The sequence below is a fragment of the Stakelama pacifica genome (assembly GCF_004361835.1).
In the GTDB taxonomy this organism is placed as follows: Bacteria; Pseudomonadota; Alphaproteobacteria; order Sphingomonadales; family Sphingomonadaceae; genus Sphingomonas; species Sphingomonas pacifica.
Genome location: NZ_SNWD01000008.1, coordinates 1 through 17,316 on the forward strand (window position 1 = coordinate 1; position 17,316 = coordinate 17,316).

20 protein-coding genes are annotated in these 17,316 nt (G+C 62.5%); 6 read left to right on the plus strand and 14 right to left on the minus strand.

Annotated features, from left to right (window positions below; genetic code table 11):
• Nucleotides 1-308: hypothetical protein (locus EV664_RS19425; RefSeq protein ID WP_211338508.1), on the plus strand; the 308-nt coding region annotated here is incomplete at its 5' end.
• Nucleotides 309-319: 11 nt separating this feature from the next.
• On the opposite strand, the gene EV664_RS11790 is transcribed toward EV664_RS19425, so the two are convergent.
• Nucleotides 320-1,609: an MFS transporter gene (locus EV664_RS11790; protein ID WP_133495928.1), complete on the minus strand. Its 1,290-nt coding sequence runs from the start codon at nt 1,607-1,609 to the stop codon at nt 320-322.
• A 128-nt stretch (nt 1,610-1,737) separates the two neighbouring features.
• Here EV664_RS11790 and pgsA point away from each other — a divergent pair, with 128 nt between their 5' ends.
• Genes pgsA through EV664_RS11805 form a run of 3 tightly spaced genes read left to right on the plus strand, consistent with a single transcriptional unit; the run spans nt 1,738 to nt 2,986 of the window.
• A complete protein-coding gene (gene pgsA, locus EV664_RS11795) occupies nt 1,738-2,292 on the plus strand; it encodes a CDP-diacylglycerol--glycerol-3-phosphate 3-phosphatidyltransferase (RefSeq protein ID WP_133495929.1) in 555 nt (184 codons plus the stop codon).
• Complete coding sequence (locus EV664_RS11800) at nt 2,292-2,549, plus strand: MoaD/ThiS family protein (RefSeq protein WP_133496076.1); 258 nt, start codon at nt 2,292-2,294, stop codon at nt 2,547-2,549. The genes pgsA and EV664_RS11800 overlap by 1 nt, the downstream gene beginning before the upstream one ends.
• Nucleotides 2,546-2,986: a molybdenum cofactor biosynthesis protein MoaE gene (locus EV664_RS11805; RefSeq protein WP_133495930.1), complete on the plus strand. Its 441-nt coding sequence runs from the start codon at nt 2,546-2,548 to the stop codon at nt 2,984-2,986. Before EV664_RS11800 ends, EV664_RS11805 begins: the two co-directional genes overlap by 4 nt.
• 429 nt (nt 2,987-3,415) lie before the next feature.
• Here the strand turns inward: EV664_RS11805 and EV664_RS11810 are convergent, their stop codons facing one another.
• From EV664_RS11810 to EV664_RS11830, 5 genes are all read right to left on the minus strand, one after another.
• Nucleotides 3,416-4,114: a fasciclin domain-containing protein gene (locus EV664_RS11810; protein ID WP_373287511.1), complete on the minus strand. Its 699-nt coding sequence runs from the start codon at nt 4,112-4,114 to the stop codon at nt 3,416-3,418.
• Nucleotides 4,115-4,217: 103 nt separating this feature from the next.
• On the minus strand, nt 4,218-5,117 hold the full coding sequence (locus tag EV664_RS11815) for a hydrogen peroxide-inducible genes activator (RefSeq protein WP_133495931.1): 900 nt from the start codon (nt 5,115-5,117) through the stop codon (nt 4,218-4,220).
• 101 nt (nt 5,118-5,218) lie between these two features.
• A complete protein-coding gene (ahpF, locus tag EV664_RS11820; protein ID WP_133495932.1) occupies nt 5,219-6,802 on the minus strand; it encodes an alkyl hydroperoxide reductase subunit F in 1,584 nt (527 codons plus the stop codon).
• A 92-nt stretch (nt 6,803-6,894) separates the two neighbouring features.
• Nucleotides 6,895-7,458, minus strand: coding sequence for an alkyl hydroperoxide reductase subunit C (gene ahpC / locus EV664_RS11825; protein WP_133495933.1), 564 nt, complete (start codon nt 7,456-7,458; stop codon nt 6,895-6,897).
• A gap of 157 nt (nt 7,459-7,615) precedes the next feature.
• Complete coding sequence (locus EV664_RS11830; protein WP_133495934.1) at nt 7,616-8,377, minus strand: sulfite exporter TauE/SafE family protein; 762 nt, start codon at nt 8,375-8,377, stop codon at nt 7,616-7,618.
• Nucleotides 8,378-8,542: 165 nt separating this feature from the next.
• Here EV664_RS11830 and epsC point away from each other — a divergent pair, with 165 nt between their 5' ends.
• Nucleotides 8,543-9,223 carry a serine O-acetyltransferase EpsC gene (epsC, locus tag EV664_RS11835; protein ID WP_133495935.1) on the plus strand — a complete coding sequence of 227 codons (681 nt, stop codon included), beginning with the start codon at nt 8,543-8,545 and terminating at the stop codon, nt 9,221-9,223.
• On the plus strand, nt 9,223-9,567 hold the full coding sequence (locus EV664_RS11840; protein WP_133495936.1) for a DUF2794 domain-containing protein: 345 nt from the start codon (nt 9,223-9,225) through the stop codon (nt 9,565-9,567). Before epsC ends, EV664_RS11840 begins: the two co-directional genes overlap by 1 nt.
• Before the next feature lie 160 nt (nt 9,568-9,727).
• Here the strand turns inward: EV664_RS11840 and EV664_RS11845 are convergent, their stop codons facing one another.
• The 8 genes from EV664_RS11845 to pstC all read right to left on the minus strand — a co-directional run bounded on the left by EV664_RS11845 (nt 9,728) and on the right by pstC (nt 17,252).
• Entirely contained in the window at nt 9,728-10,759 is a 1,032-nt protein-coding gene (locus EV664_RS11845) for a hypothetical protein (RefSeq protein WP_133495937.1), read from the minus strand.
• Between the two features lie 221 nt (nt 10,760-10,980).
• Complete coding sequence (locus tag EV664_RS11850; protein WP_133495938.1) at nt 10,981-11,886, minus strand: SDR family NAD(P)-dependent oxidoreductase; 906 nt, start codon at nt 11,884-11,886, stop codon at nt 10,981-10,983.
• Between the two features lie 105 nt (nt 11,887-11,991).
• A complete protein-coding gene (locus tag EV664_RS11855; protein ID WP_133495939.1) occupies nt 11,992-12,282 on the minus strand; it encodes a hypothetical protein in 291 nt (96 codons plus the stop codon).
• A 94-nt stretch (nt 12,283-12,376) separates the two neighbouring features.
• Nucleotides 12,377-13,069, minus strand: a complete 693-nt coding sequence (phoB, locus tag EV664_RS11860; protein ID WP_133495940.1) for a phosphate regulon transcriptional regulator PhoB — start codon at nt 13,067-13,069, stop codon at nt 12,377-12,379.
• Nucleotides 13,066-13,767, minus strand: coding sequence for a phosphate signaling complex protein PhoU (gene phoU / locus EV664_RS11865; RefSeq protein WP_133495941.1), 702 nt, complete (start codon nt 13,765-13,767; stop codon nt 13,066-13,068). The genes phoB and phoU overlap by 4 nt, the downstream gene beginning before the upstream one ends.
• Before the next feature lie 17 nt (nt 13,768-13,784).
• A complete protein-coding gene (gene pstB, locus EV664_RS11870; protein ID WP_373287513.1) occupies nt 13,785-14,531 on the minus strand; it encodes a phosphate ABC transporter ATP-binding protein PstB in 747 nt (248 codons plus the stop codon).
• Nucleotides 14,532-14,605: 74 nt separating this feature from the next.
• Nucleotides 14,606-15,883, minus strand: a complete 1,278-nt coding sequence (pstA, locus tag EV664_RS11875) for a phosphate ABC transporter permease PstA (RefSeq protein WP_229668237.1) — start codon at nt 15,881-15,883, stop codon at nt 14,606-14,608.
• Nucleotides 15,876-17,252: a phosphate ABC transporter permease subunit PstC gene (gene pstC / locus EV664_RS11880; RefSeq protein ID WP_133495943.1), complete on the minus strand. Its 1,377-nt coding sequence runs from the start codon at nt 17,250-17,252 to the stop codon at nt 15,876-15,878. Before pstC ends, pstA begins: the two co-directional genes overlap by 8 nt.
• Nucleotides 17,253-17,316: the final 64 nt, after the last annotated feature.

Here is a 17,316-nt window from a genome sequence, read left to right on the forward strand (position 1 = left end):
GCTCCTCGCTGAACCTCGATCGCTTCATTCGTCCGTCTCCTTGTCGAAGGCCGGACTCTACCTATCAATGGAGGAAATCTAGGGGCTCAGACCACTGGTTAAGAATTGCTTACCATTCGGTCATGACGAGCCGAATCCGATCCATCCCGATCTCAACAGGGCATCCGCTGCGCACCGAATTGAATATTCGCCAGCGGCGCAATGCGCTTCGGGCGCGGGTGCGGGCGACCGATCAGGATCAGGACTGGAAATTGTTCTTGCTGAGTTTCGCCGCGTTCTTCATCTGCTTCTACACCTTCATCGCCTGATCGATCGCCGATCAGTCGCAGGCGCGGTGCAGCTTTTGCGCGATCCACGCCGATATCAGGCACATCACCGCCACCATCAGCAGCATGTCGGTATTGCCGACGCCGAGCAGCGACAGGCCGATCACGAGCAGCGATCCGATCACCATCGCGCCTGAATTGACGACGTTGTTCGCGGCAACGGTGCGCGCGGTCTGATCCTTGGTCACGGTCGTGGTGAGGAAGGCGTAGAGCGGCACCACGAACATCCCGCCGGTGATCGCAATGGCAGCCAGCGTCAGCATGACCAGCAGCGACTGGGGATGGGTAAGAAACTCGCTCACCGTGAACAGCACGCCCTCGGGTGCCGAACGGAACGCGCGCGCCTGTATCCAGAAGGCAAAGACGCACGCCCCCATCGCGACGACCGACGCAGGCGCATATTTTGCTGAAATCCGCCCTTTCAGCAGCGTGTTGATAACCACCGATCCGATCGCCACCCCGACTGAGAAGGTGGCGATGGCAAGGCTCGCCACCCGCTCATCGGCGGTCAGCACATTCTTTACCAGCGGCGGGAATACGACGATCAGCATCGCTCCGATCGCCCAGAAAAAGCTGATCGCGCAAATCGCGAGGAACAGGCGCGGGATGTGCATCGTCGCGCTGATCAGTCGCCAGGACGAAGTGAAAGGATTGTAATTGATCGCCAGCTTCGGCCCGACGCGCGGCGCGGGCGGTACCTGCCGCCCGGTGAGCCAGCCGATACCGGCGACCACCAGTACCAGTATCGCCGCGCCCTCGACCGAAACCCATCCGGCAAGCACGGTGCCGAGCAGGATCGCCAGATAGGTGCCTGCCTCGACAAGGCCAGTGCCGCCCAGCACCTCATCCTCCTCAAGATGCTGGGGCAGGATCGCATATTTGATCGGCCCGAAAAATGTCGAATGCACGCCGAGGAACAGGACGGCGGCCAGCATCATGCCGATGCCGAAGGTGGTGAACCCGGCCTTCGCCGCCATCAGTCCGCCTGCGCCGAACAGCATGATCCCGATTTCCGCCGTTTTGACGATTCGGATAATCTTCGCCTTGTCATTGGTATCGGCGAGCTGCCCCGATAGCGCGGACAACAGGAAAAAGGGGATCAGCGAAAGGCCGGTCGCAAGCGCGTTGAAATTCGATTCGACATGCGGATCGGCGAAAATCGAATAGGTCGCGAACAGGACCATCGCGGTCTTGAACAGATTATCGTTAAAGGCCCCGAGAAACTGCGTGACGAACAGTGGCAGAAATCGGCGCTGTCTCAGCAAGCCAAGCGCGCTTATCATCGAAAGTCATGGGCCCTTAATGGCATGGTGGGGCAGCCATAGCCGCTCCCTTATGTCGATAACAATCGCTAATTCGGTCGCGCACGGGCTGGCAGCATCCGCCGCTTGCGCGTAAAGGCGGAAGGACAATGCTGACTCTGCCCAATATCCTCACCCTGTCGCGTATCTTCACCGTGCCGCTGCTCGTGGCCTTGCTATGGTGGCCGCAATGGCATGTGGGCTATGCCATTGCCTTTGCGGTATATTGCCTGATGGGTATCACCGATTATTTCGACGGCTATCTTGCCCGGGCACAGGGGACTGTCTCGAAACTGGGCGTGTTCCTCGATCCCATTGCCGACAAGATCATGGTGGCGGCGGTGATCCTGATGCTGGTTGGCACGCACGACATTGCGGGCCTGCACGTCATCGCAGCGCTCGTCATTTTGCTGCGTGAGATCATGGTGTCGGGCCTTCGCGAATTTCTGGCGCAGCTTCAGGTGTCGATGCCGGTATCGCGGCTCGCCAAATGGAAGACGACGTTGCAACTGGTGGCGCTGGGTGCGCTGATCCTGGGCGGGGCGCTGCCGAACTGGCCATGGGTCGATGCGGTCGGGCTGGCGTGCTTATGGGGCGCTGCGGTGCTGACGCTGGTTACCGGCTGGGACTATCTGCGCGTCGGCCTGCGCCATATGGATACATGATGAGAATCGAGATGCTCTATTTCGCATGGGTGCGCGAAGCGGTGGGCATAAGCGGCGAAGCCGTCACCCCGCCCGAAGCGGTGCGCAATGTCGCCGATCTGATCGCATGGCTCGGCGAGCAGAGCGAAGGCCATGGCCGCGCCTTTGCCGAACCCGAAAAGCTGCGCGCGGCGATCGATCAGCAGTTCGTGCCGCTCGATCGCGAGCTGGGCGCTGCACGCGAAGTGGCGATCTTTCCCCCGGTGACCGGCGGATGATCCGGGTCGAGGTCGGACCGGACCCCTTCGATGCGGCCACCGCCGCCGGAGCGCTGGAGCAAGGCGGGGCGGGGGGCATCGCCACGTTTACCGGGCTGGTGCGTGCGGATGGGGGCGTCTCCACGCTGGAGCTGGAACATTATCCGGGCATGACCGAGCGGGTGCTGCGCGATCTTGCCGATGAAGCGACGCGGCGCTGGGACCTTTCCGCCGCGATCATTCTCCACCGCGTCGGCCCGATGACCGTGGGCGAACGGATCGTGTTCGTCGGCACCGCCGCCGCGCATCGCGGCGAAGCGATTGCAGCGATGCATTTCCTGATCGACCGGCTGAAGACCGATGCGCCCTTCTGGAAGCGCGAACATCGCGCAGGCGGCGAGAGCTGGATCGAAGCGCGCGCGGCCGATGATGATGCGGCGGACCGCTGGCGGGAATAATAGCAGCCTGCAATAATCCGGACTGACTGCGAGGTCGGCACCTGCGAGTAGCGCAGCGGCGCGGCGATTTATGCGCCGCTGCCGGATTGCCGCGCCTCTTCGGGGCTCGCAATGCTGCTGTGCTCCTCGCAAAGGCGGGTTTGGGTTGGGGTTGTGGCAGACGGGTGCGGCCCCGGCCTCCGCCGGGGCGACGATTTTGGAAATGCAAGGCGCCAACCCCATGCGTCGCCCCGGCGGAGGCCGGGGCCGATGTCGTGTACCGCTATGGTACCATGGAGCAGCGTTATGCCAGGCTGCGAGCGGTGTGGCGCTCTGGATTGCCTGACGTTGGCACCATAGCTTCGGATCGTCGCAGACCGGTATATGCCATGAAAAGAGGCGCCGACCCCATGGGACCGACGCCTCGTTCATTCTTCGCCGAACAAGCGCTTATTGCGCAGATGCATCCGAAGAAGAACCGCCGCCCAGCGTCGGCACGATCACGCCGTTGATGACATGGACTATGCCGTTCGATTGACGCACATCGTGCATTTTGGGGCTGACATATGCCTTGTTGCCTGCCGTATCGGTCAGCGTGACATTGCCGTTGGTCAGCGTGATCGTGATCGGCTCGCCCTCGACCGTGGTCAGCGTCGCCGAACCACCACCTGCCTCGATCCGCGACATCAGTTCTTTGGCGTCCAGATCGCCCGGAACGACATGATAGGTCAGAATCTTCTTCAGCGTCGCCTGATTTTCAGGCTTTAGCAGCGTATCGACCGTGCCGGGGGGCAGGCGATTAAACGCATCGTTGGTCGGCGCGAACACGGTGAACGGACCCGGACCCGACAGCGTCTGGGCAAGGCCCGCAGCCTTGATCGCGGCCACCAGCGTGGTGAGGTTGCTTGCCGCCGAAGCATTGGCGACGATCGTTTTGTTGGCGTCCATCTTCGCCCCGCCGACCATCGGGTTCGGCTTCGCTTTGGGCGTCGGCGTGGGTTTCGGCGTCGGTGTGGCTGCCACCGTATCCGAGGTGGCGGCGGTCGAACCGGCGCTGTCGGTGCCGTTCATATCGGTGGTCGTGGTGCAGGCGGCGAGCGCTGCCGCGCCTGCCATGCTCGCGAAAATCAGCCCCTTTGAGCGAAACATCGATCTCTCCATTTGCCAGTAAAGGAATAGCGGACCGCTATTAGTGCGCATGACAAATTACGGTTCAACCCCGAAATGGTTGCGCAAGGGCAATATTAATCGATCAATGTGCTGCGGCCAGTGCCTGCGCCAATAGCCTGAAATCGCGCTCGCGCGGGCTCGCCTTTCGCCAGATCAGCGCGATTTTACGTGAAGCGCGCTCGGCTTCGATCGCGCGGACCACGATATTGGTGCCTTCCAATATCCCCGATTTCACTGCCATTTCGGGTAACATGGTGACGCCAAGCCCGTTATCGACCATCTGCACGATGGTGTGGAGCGAGGTGCCCATCATCGTTGCCTGCCCGCGAAGGTCGGGATTGTTGCACGCGGCAAGCGCATGGTCTTTCAGGCAATGCCCGTCCTCCAGCAGCAAAAGACGGGTATCGTCGATATCCTCGGCGAGTACCGGCGAATCGACCCGCTCGCTTTCGCCATCGGGAAAAGCGACGAACAGGCGGTCGTCGAACAACGGTTCGATCTCCACATCGCCGCAGACATAGGGCAGCGCCAGAAGCACGCAGTCGCTTCGTCCCTGATGCAGGCCGTCGCACGCCGCCGCGCTCGTTTCCTCGCGCAGGAACAGTTTCAGGTCGGGATAATCCTTGCGCAGCCGGGGCAGGATGCGCGGCAGGAGGAACGGCGCGATGGTGGGGATGACGCTCATCCGCAACTCGCCCGACATCGGCTTTCCGGCGGCGCGGGCGATATCGCCCAAATCCTCGGTCTCGCGCAGCACACGCCGCGCCTTGTCCACGATCCGCTCGCCCAGCGGGGTGAAGCGCACCACGCGCCGGGTGCGTTCGACCAGCGTCACGCCGATCAGCGTTTCGAGCTCGCGAATACCCGCGGACAGCGTCGATTGAGTCACATAACAGGCATCGGCTGCACGGCCGAAATGCCCCGCTTCATGCAGGGCGACCAGATATTGCAGCTGCTTGATCGTGGGAAGATAGGTGGTCAGCGATCGTCTCCGTTCGTCGCGCCCCTATCTAGGGCTTGCCGCCCGCCAAGGCAAAGACCCCATCCGCGCCGAACGCAGCGCGGATGGGGCAGGGAGCAGGGTCAGGCGATTTCAACCTCGCGCGCCGCATCGGCGGGCAGGCGGATCAGATAATCGAAGGCGGACAGCGCCGCGATCGATCCTGCGCCCATCGCAACGACGATCTGCTTGTACGGCACCGTGGTTGCATCGCCCGCAGCGAAGATCCCCGGCTGCGACGTTTCGCCGCGCGCGTCGATCTCGATCTCGCCATGGGTGGTAAGCGCCACCGCATTTTTCAGCCATTCGGTGTTCGGCACCAGCCCGATCTGGACGAAAATGCCCTCCAGCGCGACCTCGTGCAGATCGCCATGGTTGCGGTCCTTATACGTCAGGCCGACAACCTTTTCGCCATCGCCGCGCACTTCGGTGGTCATGGCGGAGGTGATGATCTTCACATTGGGCAGGCTGGCGAGCTTACGCTGAAGCACCGCATCGGCGCGAAGTTCGCTGGCATATTCGATCAGCGTGACATGCGCGACGATACCGGCAAGGTCGATCGCCGCCTCGACGCCCGAATTGCCGCCGCCGATCACCGCGACGCGCTTGCCTTTGAACAGCGGGCCGTCGCAATGCGGGCAATAGGCAACGCCCTTGTTGCGATATTCGTCCTCGCCCGGCACGTTGATCTTGCGCCAGCGGGCACCGGTCGAAAGGATGATCGTGCGCGCCTTGAGCGAACCTCCATTGGCGAGGCGGACTTCGTGCAGGCCACCTTCGTTCGCCGCCGGGATCAGCTTCTCGGCGGTTTGCAGGTTCATCACATCGACTTCATTGTCCTTGACGTGCTGTTCCAGCTGCGCGGCAAGTTTCGGCCCTTCGGTATAGGGAATCGAGATGAAGTTCTCGATGCCCATCGTATCGAGCACCTGACCGCCGAACCGCTCGGCCGCGACGCCGACGCGAATGCCCTTACGCGCCGCATAGACGGCTGAGGCAGCCCCGGCAGGACCGCCACCGACGATCAGCACGTCGAACGGGTCTTTCTTCGAAATCTTCTCAGCGGCCTTTGCATCGGCACCGCTGTCGAGCTTCGACACGATCTGCTCCAGCTCCATCCTGCCCTGACCAAAGGGTTCTCCGTTCAGGAACACCGACGGCACCGCCATGACCTTGCGGCCATCGACCTCATCCTTGAACAAGGCGCCGTCGATCGCGGTATGGCGGATATTGGGGTTGAGCACCGCCATCAGGTTCAGCGCCTGAACCACATCGGGGCAGTTCTGGCAGGAGAGCGAGAAATAGGTCTCAAACTCGTAATCGCCCTCAATGCCCTTGATCGTTTCGAGCAGTTCATGGCTTTCCTTCGACGGATGGCCGCCGACCTGAAGCAGGGCAAGCACCAGCGAGGTGAATTCATGCCCCATCGGAATGCCGGCAAAACGCACCGAAATATCAGTGCCGGTGCGGCGGATAAGGAAGCTGGGTTTGCGCGCATCGTCTTCGCGCGTCATCGAAACCTTGTCCGACAGCGCGGCAATGTCGTTCAGAAGCTCCTCCAGCTCGACCGACTTGGCATCGTCGCCGAGGCTGGCGACGAGCTCGATCGGCTGCTGAATCTTTTCAAGATACGCCCTGAGCTGCTGCTTCATAGTGTCGTCGAGCATGTGAAACTCCATGTATTCCAGATACAAAACGGCCCGGGACGGTGGGATTCCGCCCCGGGCCGCCGTTCTTACCCAAGGGGGCTGGGTAGATTTTAGATCTTGCCGACGAGGTCGAGCGAAGGTGCAAGCGTCTTTTCGCCTTCTTCCCACTTGGCGGGGCAGACTTCGCCGGGATTGTTGCGGATATATTGCGCCGCCTTCACCTTGCGCAGCAGCTCGGTCGCATTGCGGCCGACGCCTTCCGAGGTGATTTCGATCAGCTGGATGACGCCATCGGGATCGACGACGAACGTACCGCGGTCGGCAAGGCCCTGACCTTCGCGAAGCACATCGAAATTGTTCGCGATGCTGTGGTTCTGGTCGCCCAGCATGAAGAAGTCGATCTTGCCGATTGCGGGCGAGCTGTCATGCCATGCCTTGTGGCTGAAATGCGTGTCGGTCGAGACCGAGAACACTTCGACGCCCATGTCCTGCAGCTTGGGATAAATGCCGGCAAGGTCTTCCAGTTCGGTCGGGCACACAAAGGTGAAATCCGCCGGATAGAAAAAGAAGATCGACCATTTGCCCTTGGCTTCAGCCTCGCTGACCTCAACGAATTTGCCCTGCTTATAGGCCTGGGTCGTGAAGGGCTTCAGCGTGTCACCGATCTTAGCCATATTGTGCGTCCTCTTTGGTTGGTGTGAACCCGTGTTGCAATGCGGGATATAGGGTACGATTCGTGCGCTTCCAAATGGGAAGCCTCGTTCGTTGTAATCGATAAAATCGATCATCCTTTGCCGTTACAATCGAACGAGCGCGGGTTGCGTTCCACCTTTAGCTCAGCGCCCGCACCAGTCCGAAAATGCTGGTGGCGGTCAGGATCATGCCTACCAGCAGCAACAGCTTTTTCGGCACCACGCGCCGTGCCAGAAGTGCGCCAAACGGTGCCGCTACGATTCCGCCGATCAGCAGGCCAACCGTCGCCAGTGTGAAGGCCGCAAGGCCGAGCTGGGTGAGGAAGGTCGCCGAAATCGTGACCGTGACGAAGAATTCCGCCGTGTTCACCGTTCCGATCGTGGTGCGCGGGCTTGCCCCCTGCACCAGCAGGTTGGAGGTGACCACCGGTCCCCATCCGCCGCCCCCCGCAGCGTCGAGAAACCCGCCGGCAAGCCCCAGCGGTTCGACGATCTTCGGCGCGCGCTCCTGCGGCGGGAATCGCCAGCCGCGATAGATCAGATATATGCCGATGGCGGTCAGATAAGCGAGGATGAACGGCTTTGCCGCCGCTGCATCGATATTGGAGAGCACATAAGCGCCCAGCGCGCCGCCGATCATGCCCGGCACGGCAAGCCGCAGGAACAGCCGCCAGTTCACATTGCGGTGCAGCGCATGGCTGATCCCCGAAACCATGGTGGTGAAGCTTTCGACGGTATGCACGCCGGCCGATGCAGCTGCGGGGGGAACGCCGATGCTGAGCAGCAGCGTGTTCGAAATCACGCCGAACGCCATGCCGAGCGCGCCGTCGACCATCTGCGCGACGAATCCGACCCCGATGAACAGCGCCAGCGCCTGATAGTCCAGAGCGGAAAAATCCATATCCGTTCTCCTGTCGCGCGATGATTGGCGCGGAAGCGGATCAGGACATGGTTTTTGAATTCCTACAAGATAGATAGGCTTTAGCGTCGCGATGGCCGGACGGGGTAGCGCTGGAAATCACGCGCCACACGCCTTAAATTGCCCGGCTGGAAAGGGGACCATGGCATGTTCCGGCGGCTGAACGCTTATCTCGATTCGATCCGCGCACGCGACCCGGCACCGCGTTCGCGTGCGGAAATCCTGCTCTATCCGGGCGTCTGGTCGCTATTCTTTCATCGCATCGCGCATCGGCTTTTCAATGCGCGCCTGTTCTTTCTGGCGCGCGCGGTGAATCATCTTTCGCGCTTCCTGACCGGCAATGACATTCACCCCGGCGCCAGGATCGGGCGCAATTTCTTCATCGATCATGGCTGGTCGGTGATCGGCGAAACGGCCGAGATCATGGATAATGTCACCATCTATCAGCATGTGACGCTGGGAGGCACCAGCCCAGATAACGGCGTTGCGGGCAAGCGGCATCCGACGATTCTCGACGGTGCGATTCTGGGGTCGGGCGCGCAGGTGCTCGGGCCGGTGACGGTCGGGCGGCGCGCGCGGGTGGGGGCGAATGCGGTGGTGACTCGCGACGTTCCCGAAGGCGCGACGATGGTCGGCATCCCGGCGCGCCCGACCATGGTCGATGGCGGCGCGACGCGGCCGAGCTTCGTTCCTTATGGGACGCCGTGCAGCGAGGTGTTCGATCCCGCCACGCAGCAGGTGGAAATCCTGCGCTGCGAACTGGAGGTGATGCGCAAGCGGCTCGACGCGCTGCTTGCCGAGCAGGAGGAGCGCCGCGACCGCGCCTGATGGGAACGATTACACCATTTCCGGGGCCGGGCCGCCGCGACGGACAGGTCGGTTTCGAACGCACTGAATTGATGCGAATCCTCGATCTGTATGGCCGCATGGTCGCGGCGGGGCACTGGCGCGACTATGCGATGAATTTCGACCGGGACGCGGCGAGCTTCTCGGCCTTTCGCCGAACCGCCGAGCGGCCGGAATATCGGATCGAAAAACGCCCCGCGCTGCGCAACCGGCAGGGGATGTGGGCGCTGCTCAACGAAACCGGCATGGTGCTGAAGCGCGGGCACGAGCTGGGGCCGGTGCTTGCGCCCGTCGAACGGCGGCTGGTGAAGCTGGTCGGCGACTGATCGCGTCATAGACCTCACCCTGCCGCACAATCGTCATTGCGAGCCCCGAAAGGGGCGCGGCAATCCAGAGCGGCGGGCCTGTCGCTCTGGATCGCTTCGTTGCTACGCGCCTCGCGATGACGATCCGGCCCCCGAGCCATGCGTCCTGCGACCCGAATAATCAGGCAGCGGCCGGCATTGCCACCGGCGGCAGCTTCCGGCCCAGCGTGCCCAGCATCGCCACGGCCTGACGCCGCATCGGGTGCCAGAAGATCGAAAGCGTGAGCAGCGCCGACCCGATCACCAGCGCCGCGAGCGCAGCGCTAAGCTCCACCGCGCCAGCTTTTGCGATCACCGCGTACAGTGCGTAGAGGACATAAGCGAGGCTGGAGACCAGCAGCGCGCGACGGTCGACTGCCAGCGCCACAAAGCCGAAGGCGAGGTATAGCGCGAGTACGATTGCCGCGACACCCGGCCCGATATCCGAATTGAACACGCCCAGCATGCGGAACACCGAATGCGCGATCAGCGGTGCGGCGGTGAGGTGCAACCAGAAAGCGACATCGGCGCGGCGCGTCTGGCGCAGCGGATCGCTGATGTCCCAGCGCATGGCGAGCAGGAAGATCGCGACCCCGCTGACCAGCAGCAGCGGCCAGACATAGTCGTCCAGCGGGGGATATAGCGCGATGCCGATGCTCACGAACATTGCAGCAATCCCCAATGCCCCCGCTGCGATGGTGATCGGAACGCCGAAGCGCCGCCAGTGCAGCCACGCCGCGCCGGTCGCGATCAGGCCGATCCCCGCGATGATCGCCATATTGGCCTGTTGGGAAACGTCAGGGTCGATCGCGGCCATGGCGGCTACCAGCATGCCCGCAACGCCGCCGACAAAGGCGATCAGCAACAGGATGCTGGGCAGCGCCATCCGCCGCTTCAGCGTGAAAAATTCGGCGAGCAGCCATGCGGTGACCGCCACCGCCGCGCCGCCCAGCCAGGACGCAATGACCGCGCCGATCTGCGCCACCGCGACCAGCATCAGCGCAATGGCGATTCCGACGAAAATATCGTTGAACCCCGACAGCAGCCGGAAATGCTCCTCATCCACCGCCGGAAGCGCGCGCTGCGCCGCGACATGGTTCCGAAACGCTTCGGCGGCTTGCGGAGACAATGCCCCCGCCTTCACCGCATTGTCGATTTCGATTTCGCTATACATTGCTTCCTCCCTGTATTGCCCGACTATAACAGTTGTGTGTTATTCGGGCAATACGGTTGCAAGCCGGGTTATACCGAGCTGCGTTTAGGTGGACCTATCTGCGTATTGCGATCCTTGCCACCAGTCGTCGCCCCAGCGAAAGCCGGTCTCCCGGGCTTGAGGAGACGCCGGCTGGCACCGGCATGACGGCGGGGGAGGGGCGCCATCCATGCAGCCTGGTATTATCCGCGCTGCTTCTGAAGCTGGGCAAAGATCGCCATCGCCTGTTCATTGCCCGATTGCGGAACGATCTCGCCGGTGCGGTCAGTGATCCGGTCCCAATGCGCGGCGATGCCGTCGGGGCTGAGATCGTCGCCCTCCAGCAGCGCGCCGGGGGTCAGGGTGATGTAACATGCCTGGAACACGCCGGCACCTGCGCCCACGATCGCATTGCTCGGCGCATCTTCGGATACGAGATACAGGGCCGCCGGCGCCACCTTTTCGGGCGCAAAGGCATCGAAGGCCGCTTCGGGGAAAATATCTTCGGTCATCCGCGTGCCTGCGGTCGGCGCAATCGTATTGACCCGGACATTATATTTCGCGCCCTCCAGATAGAGCGTGCGCGTCAGCCCGGCGAGGCCGAGCTTCGCCGCGCCGTAATTCGCCTGACCGAAATTGCCGAACAGCCCGGTCGAGGATGCGGTCATCAGGATGCGGCCGTAATTCTGGTCACGCATGGTTTCCCACACCGCCTTGGTGCAATTGGCCGAACCGTTGAGGTGCACATCGACAACGAAGCGGAAATCCTCGGGCGTCATCTTCGCGAAGCTCTTGTCGCGCAAAACGCCCGCATTGTTGATCAGGATATGGACGCCGCCCCATTTTTCCTTCGCGCGCGCAACCATTTCCGCCATCTGGGCAAAATCCGTGACGCTGCCGCCATTGGCCATGGCGCTGCCGCCTGCTGCTTCGATTTCCTCGACGACCTTCGCCGCCGCGTCCGAATGGCCGGTGCCGTCGCGGGCGCTGCCCAGATCGTTCACCACGACATGCGCGCCCAGCCGGGCAAGGTCGAGCGCATATGCGCGACCAAGCCCGCCGCCTGCGCCGGTTACGATTGCGACGCGATCATCGAAACGGATAGACATGAAAAAGCTCCCGAGAATGTCGGAAGCTGCCATAATATAGAAATTGCGGGCTTAACAGGATGACGGGCGCTGCAACCGCAGCGCCCGATCCGGTGCGGTGGGCGATCAGCCGCCGCGCTGACGGCAGCCGTCGGTCTCGCCGCGTTTGCAGACGGGATATTCGGCCTTGGGCGCAGGGGGCGGAAAGGCTTGGGAAACCGGCGGGGAAGGCTGGAAAATAACCTTCTGGCCCGGCTCCGGTTGCATAGGCATCGGTGGCTGGCTGGGTTCATATCCGCCCGGCATCGCGGCGTCACCGCTGGCCGATTGCGCGGTCGTGGTCGACATGTCCTGCGGTGCATGGGCAAGCGCGGGGGCGCCCATCACCAGCGCGGCTGTCATCAGAATCAGTTTCATAACGACTCTCCAGAATCTTCGTCAGCGCCATTTCATGCGCTGCCTCACAAACGAGCCGAAACGGGATTCTATCCGTGGCACGCGACGGTTTTTGTCACGCTCCCGAATCGAGCGCATAGCCCGCCGAGCGGACCGTGCGGATGATATCGGGGCGGCCGCCTTCGTTGATTGCCTTGCGCAGCCGCCGGATATGCACATCGACGGTGCGCGATTCGATGTCCGAATCATGGCCCCAGACCGCATCAAGCAACCGTTCGCGCGAAAACACCCAGCCGGGATGTTCGAGGAAATGTTTGAGCAGGCGGAATTCGGTGGGGCCAAGCGGTACCACTTCGCCGCCGCGCCGCACCTTATGCCCGACCGTGTCCATCTCGATATCGGCATAGGTAAGCTGTTCGCCGGCAAGCGCGGGGCGCACCCGGCGCAGCACCGCATTCACCCGGGCGATCAGCTCGCGCGGCGAAAAGGGTTTTGTGACATAATCATCGGCGCCGGTTTCCAGGCCGCGTACCCGATCCTCTTCCTCACCGCGCGCGGTCAGCATGATGATCGGCACATTCGCGGTTTCCGACATGCGGCGCAGGCGGCGGCACACTTCGATCCCCGACAACCCTTCGACCATCCAGTCGAGCAGGACGATATCGGGTGTCGCTTCGCGCGCCAGCAGCAATGCTTCCTCACCATCCACCGTATGGCGGACCTCGAAATCCTCCCGACTGAAATGATAGCTCAGCAATTCGGCGAGGGCTGCGTCATCCTCGACCAGCAGCATGTCAGCACGGCTCATTCTGCATTCCCGTTCAACGGCACGGCATCGCCCTGATCCCGCTCGCCCATATGCCTGCCCGTCGCGGCGTAATACACCATTTCGGCCACATTGGTCGCATGGTCGCCGACCCGTTCCAGATTCTTGGCAATGAACAGCATATGCGCTGCCTGGCTGATGCTCGACGGGTTTTCCATCATGAAGGTGACCAGCGTGCGAAAGATCGAATTGTAGAAATCATCGACCGCCCGGTCGCGCTCGCATACCCGCTGCGCCGCTTCGGGATCGCGCGCGGCAAAGGCGTCGAGCACATCGCGGACCATATCGGTTGCCATCCCCGCCATGGCAGGAAGCAGCGATAGCGGCTCGATATGGCCGTCGCCGCGAATGGCGGGAACGCGCCGCGCGATATTCTTCGCATAATCGCCGATCCGCTCGACCACGCCGGCGATTTTCAGCGCGGCGACGACTTCGCGCAGATCGTCGGCCATCGGTGCACGCAGCGCGATCAGGCGGACGGCGAGGCGCTCCACCTCGGTTTCGAGAATGTCGATTTCCTTGTCGCCCTCGATGATCCGGGCCGCAGCCTCAAGATCATGGCGCTTGAGCGCGACCATCGACGCGTCGATCGCCGATTCGGCCAGCCCGCCCATCTGGGCGATCAGTCCGCGCAGTTCGCCGATATCTTCGTCAAACGCCTTTACCGTATGCTCGTTCATCGCTTTGTCCGTCCGGATCAGCCGTAGCGGCCGGTGATGTAATCCTTGGTCCGTTCTTGCCGCGGATTGGTGAAGATTTCCGACGTTTCGCCATATTCGACCAGATGGCCGAGATGGAAAAATGCCGTTTTCTGCGACACGCGCGCTGCCTGCTGCATATTATGCGTGACGATCACGATCGCATATTTACCGCGCAGCGCGTGGATCAGTTCCTCGATCTTTGCCGTGGCGATCGGGTCGAGCGCCGAACAGGGTTCGTCCATCAGGATGACCTCGGGATCGACCGCGATGGCGCGTGCGATACACAGGCGCTGCTGCTGACCGCCGGACAGCGCCGTTCCGCTGTCGCTCAGCCGGTCCTTAACCTCTTCCCACAGCCCCGCGCGGCGAAGCGCGCTTTCGACGATCTGGTCCATGTCGCGCCGTGCCGGAGCAAGGCCGTGAATGCGCGGGCCATATGCGACATTTTCGTAGATCGACTTGGGAAAGGGATTCGGCTTTTGAAACACCATGCCGACCCGGGCGCGCAGCTGCACCACATCCATGTCGGAGGAATAAATGTCCTCGCCATCCAGCGTGATGTCGCCCGTCACCTTCGCGATCGAAATCGTGTCGTTCATTCGGTTGAGCGTGCGCAGGAAGGTCGATTTGCCGCAGCCCGACGGACCGATGAACGCAGTGACATTTTCCATGTCGACATCGATCGACACGTCCTTGATCGCGTGGTTGGCGCCGTAAAACACGTTCACGTCGCGCGCGGTCATCTTGATCTGCGCCGGGGCAGCGACCGCCGGGTCGGTCTGATTGGTGCGGACGGCGGGGGCCTGAATATCTGTCATTACCAGCGGGTCTCGAAACGGTTGCGAAGATAGATTGCGAGGGCGTTCATCGCGAGCAGGAAGACCAATAGCACGATAATCGCCGCGGAGGTGCGCTCAACAAATCCCCGGCTGACCTGATCGGACCAGAGAAAAATCTGCACCGGCAGCACGGTGGCGGGATCGGTCAGCCCTTCGGGCGGCTGCGCGATAAAGGCGCGCATGCCGATCATCAGCAGCGGCGCAGTCTCGCCCAGCGCGCGCGCCATGCCGATGATCGTGCCGGTCAGGATGCCGGGCAGAGCGAGCGGCAGGACATGGTGAAAGATCACCTGCACCTTGCTTGCTCCCACGCCCAGCGCCGCGTCGCGGATCGAGGGCGGCACTGCCTTGATCGCGTTGCGGCTGGCGATGACGATCACCGGCATGATCATCAGCGCAAGCGTAAGTCCGCCGACCAGCGAAGCCGAGCGCGGGAGATTGAGGAAGCTCAGAAACACCGCGAGGCCGAGCAGACCGAAGATGATCGAGGGCACCGCCGCCAGATTGTTGATCGACACTTCGATCAGGTCGGTCCAGCGATTGCGCGGCGCATATTCTTCCAGATAGACTGCCGACAGCACACCGATCGGAAAGGCGATCAGCAGCGTCACCAGCATGGTGAACAGCGACCCCTTCAGCGCGCCCCAGATGCCGACATTGGTCGGATCAGTCGAATCGGCGGAGGTGAGGAAGCCGAAATCGAATTTGTTGCTGAACAGGCCCTTTGCCTGCATCCCTGAAACGATCGCGCGCATCGCGGGCTTGCCGCCGCCGTCCAGCGCGTTTTGCACGTCCTGCGACACGGGAACGTCGATCCGCGCCTTGCGGCTGAGCAGGGTCGGATCGGATTTCAGCGCCTCGCGCACTTCGGTCCAGGCACGGTCGGAAATGATATCGATGCCCTGCTCGCCAAAAGCAGCAGTCGCCGCTTTGTCGACGACTTCGTCCAGCCCGGCACCGGCCAGCGCCAGATCGGCCCCGCGATTCTGCAACTGCTTGGCGGTCACGTCGAGCTTTGCGGCCGGAAAGTCGATCGGCAGCGCGACCTCTGTCCGGCTGAATCCGGCAAGGCCGTTCGACAACATGGTGACCAGCAGAAAGGCGAGGAATCCTGCCGACAGAACCACAGCTGCCAGTCCCATGAATTTGAACCGGCGTTCGGCGGCATAGCGGCGCCGGATGCGTTTCTGCATCGCAGCTCCGCGCCAGTCGGTGGGGCGGCGCACTTCACCGGCGGGGGTGACGGGATTATTCATAGGCTTCGCGATATTTCTTCACGACGCGCAGCGCGACGATGTTGAGCAGGAAGGTGATGACGAACAGCGTCAGACCCAGTGCGAAGGCGGCAAGCGTCTTAGGGCTGTCGAACTCCGCCTCACCGGTCAGCAGGTCGACGATCTGCTTGGTAACAGTGGTGGCGCTTTCAAACGGGTTGAGCGTGATGGTTGCTGCGCCCGACGCTGCCATGACGACGATCATGGTTTCCCCGATCGCGCGGCTGACCGCGAGCAGCATGCCCGCCACCACGCCGGGCAGCGACGCGGGGATCAGCACGCGGCGGATCGTTTCCGATCGCGTCGCCCCCATCGCGAACGAACCGTCGCGCATCGCGGTGGGCACTGCGGCGATCGAATCATCCGCCATGGACGAGACGAAGGGGATGATCATCACCCCCATCACCAGCCCGGCGGCAAGCGCGCTTTCCGAACTGGCATATTGAAAGCCCAGCATCACCGCGAAATCGCGGATGGCGGGGGCGACGGTCAGCGCCGCGAAATAGCCGTATACGACCGTCGGAACCCCTGCCAGCACCTCAAGGATCGGCTTCATCCATCTGCGCACGCGCGGGGCGGCATATTGGGTAAGATAGATCGCGCTCATCAGGCCGAACGGGATGGCGACGATCATCGCGATCACCGCGCCGATGAAGAACGTGCCCCAGAAGAGCGGTACCGCGCCGAGCGATTCGCCCGGATCGGTCGAACTGATGACCTGCGGGCTCCAGTGCGTGCCGAACAGGAAATCGGTGATCGGTACGACCGCGAAGAAGCGCGCCGATTCGATCAGCAACGATACGAAGATACTGAGCGTCGTCAGGATCGCGATCAGCGAGGCGATCAGCAGGACAAGCATCACCGTTCGTTCCACCCGCGTCCGGGCGCGGAAGGTCGGGGTGACCCGCGAATAGGCAAAGGCGAATCCGGCAAAGGCAAGCAGGATCGTCGCTGCGGAGCCGATCCAGCTATAGCGACGTTCTGCGGCGCCATAGACCGGCGCGATGGCGCGGGCTTCCTCGTTGAACGCGCCCGCCTCGGGATTGTCGGCGAGCATGCGTGCTTCGCCGAGGATCGAATCGCGCTGAAACCCGAAGCTCGGCAGCGATGCGGCGGCGGGCGTTTCCAGCACCGCATCGCGCACCAGCGCAGGCGAAATCGCCGACCAGACAGTGAGGAACAGCAGAGCGGGCAGCGCGGTCCACATCGCGACATAAGCGGCATGCTGACCGGGGCGCGAATGGCTGCGCTTCGGTGCGGCGCGGATCAGCCGACCGGCACGCGCACGCCCGGTCAGCCAGCCGATCAGGCCGAGCCCCAGAACCAGAAAGAGAAGAGCGAAGGAATTCACGTGTCGACCGTCATTTCAAGGAAGCCAGTGCCCGGCGGCGGCGGCGGGGAGGAGGAGAAGCATG

Coding starts and splice junctions, on each gene's coding strand:
- EV664_RS11850 (WP_133495938.1), bottom strand. CDS start 11,886: ATGTCTATCCGTTTCGATGATCGCGTCGCAATCGTAACCGGCGCAGGC.
- pstA (WP_229668237.1), bottom strand. CDS start 15,883: ATGAATAATCCCGTCACCCCCGCCGGTGAAGTGCGCCGCCCCACCGAC.
- EV664_RS11840 (WP_133495936.1), top strand. CDS start 9,223: ATGGGAACGATTACACCATTTCCGGGGCCGGGCCGCCGCGACGGACAG.
- EV664_RS11830 (WP_133495934.1), bottom strand. CDS start 8,377: ATGGATTTTTCCGCTCTGGACTATCAGGCGCTGGCGCTGTTCATCGGG.
- pstB (WP_373287513.1), bottom strand. CDS start 14,531: ATGACCGCGCGCGACGTGAACGTGTTTTACGGCGCCAACCACGCGATC.
- EV664_RS11845 (WP_133495937.1), bottom strand. CDS start 10,759: ATGTATAGCGAAATCGAAATCGACAATGCGGTGAAGGCGGGGGCATTG.
- epsC (WP_133495935.1), top strand. CDS start 8,543: ATGTTCCGGCGGCTGAACGCTTATCTCGATTCGATCCGCGCACGCGAC.
- phoU (WP_133495941.1), bottom strand. CDS start 13,767: ATGAACGAGCATACGGTAAAGGCGTTTGACGAAGATATCGGCGAACTG.
- EV664_RS11855 (WP_133495939.1), bottom strand. CDS start 12,282: ATGAAACTGATTCTGATGACAGCCGCGCTGGTGATGGGCGCCCCCGCG.
- EV664_RS11810 (WP_373287511.1), bottom strand. CDS start 4,114: ATGTTTCGCTCAAAGGGGCTGATTTTCGCGAGCATGGCAGGCGCGGCA.
- phoB (WP_133495940.1), bottom strand. CDS start 13,069: ATGAGCCGTGCTGACATGCTGCTGGTCGAGGATGACGCAGCCCTCGCC.
- ahpC (WP_133495933.1), bottom strand. CDS start 7,458: ATGGCTAAGATCGGTGACACGCTGAAGCCCTTCACGACCCAGGCCTAT.
- ahpF (WP_133495932.1), bottom strand. CDS start 6,802: ATGCTCGACGACACTATGAAGCAGCAGCTCAGGGCGTATCTTGAAAAG.
- pgsA (WP_133495929.1), top strand. CDS start 1,738: ATGCTGACTCTGCCCAATATCCTCACCCTGTCGCGTATCTTCACCGTG.
- EV664_RS11805 (WP_133495930.1), top strand. CDS start 2,546: ATGATCCGGGTCGAGGTCGGACCGGACCCCTTCGATGCGGCCACCGCC.
- EV664_RS11800 (WP_133496076.1), top strand. CDS start 2,292: ATGAGAATCGAGATGCTCTATTTCGCATGGGTGCGCGAAGCGGTGGGC.
- EV664_RS11790 (WP_133495928.1), bottom strand. CDS start 1,609: ATGATAAGCGCGCTTGGCTTGCTGAGACAGCGCCGATTTCTGCCACTG.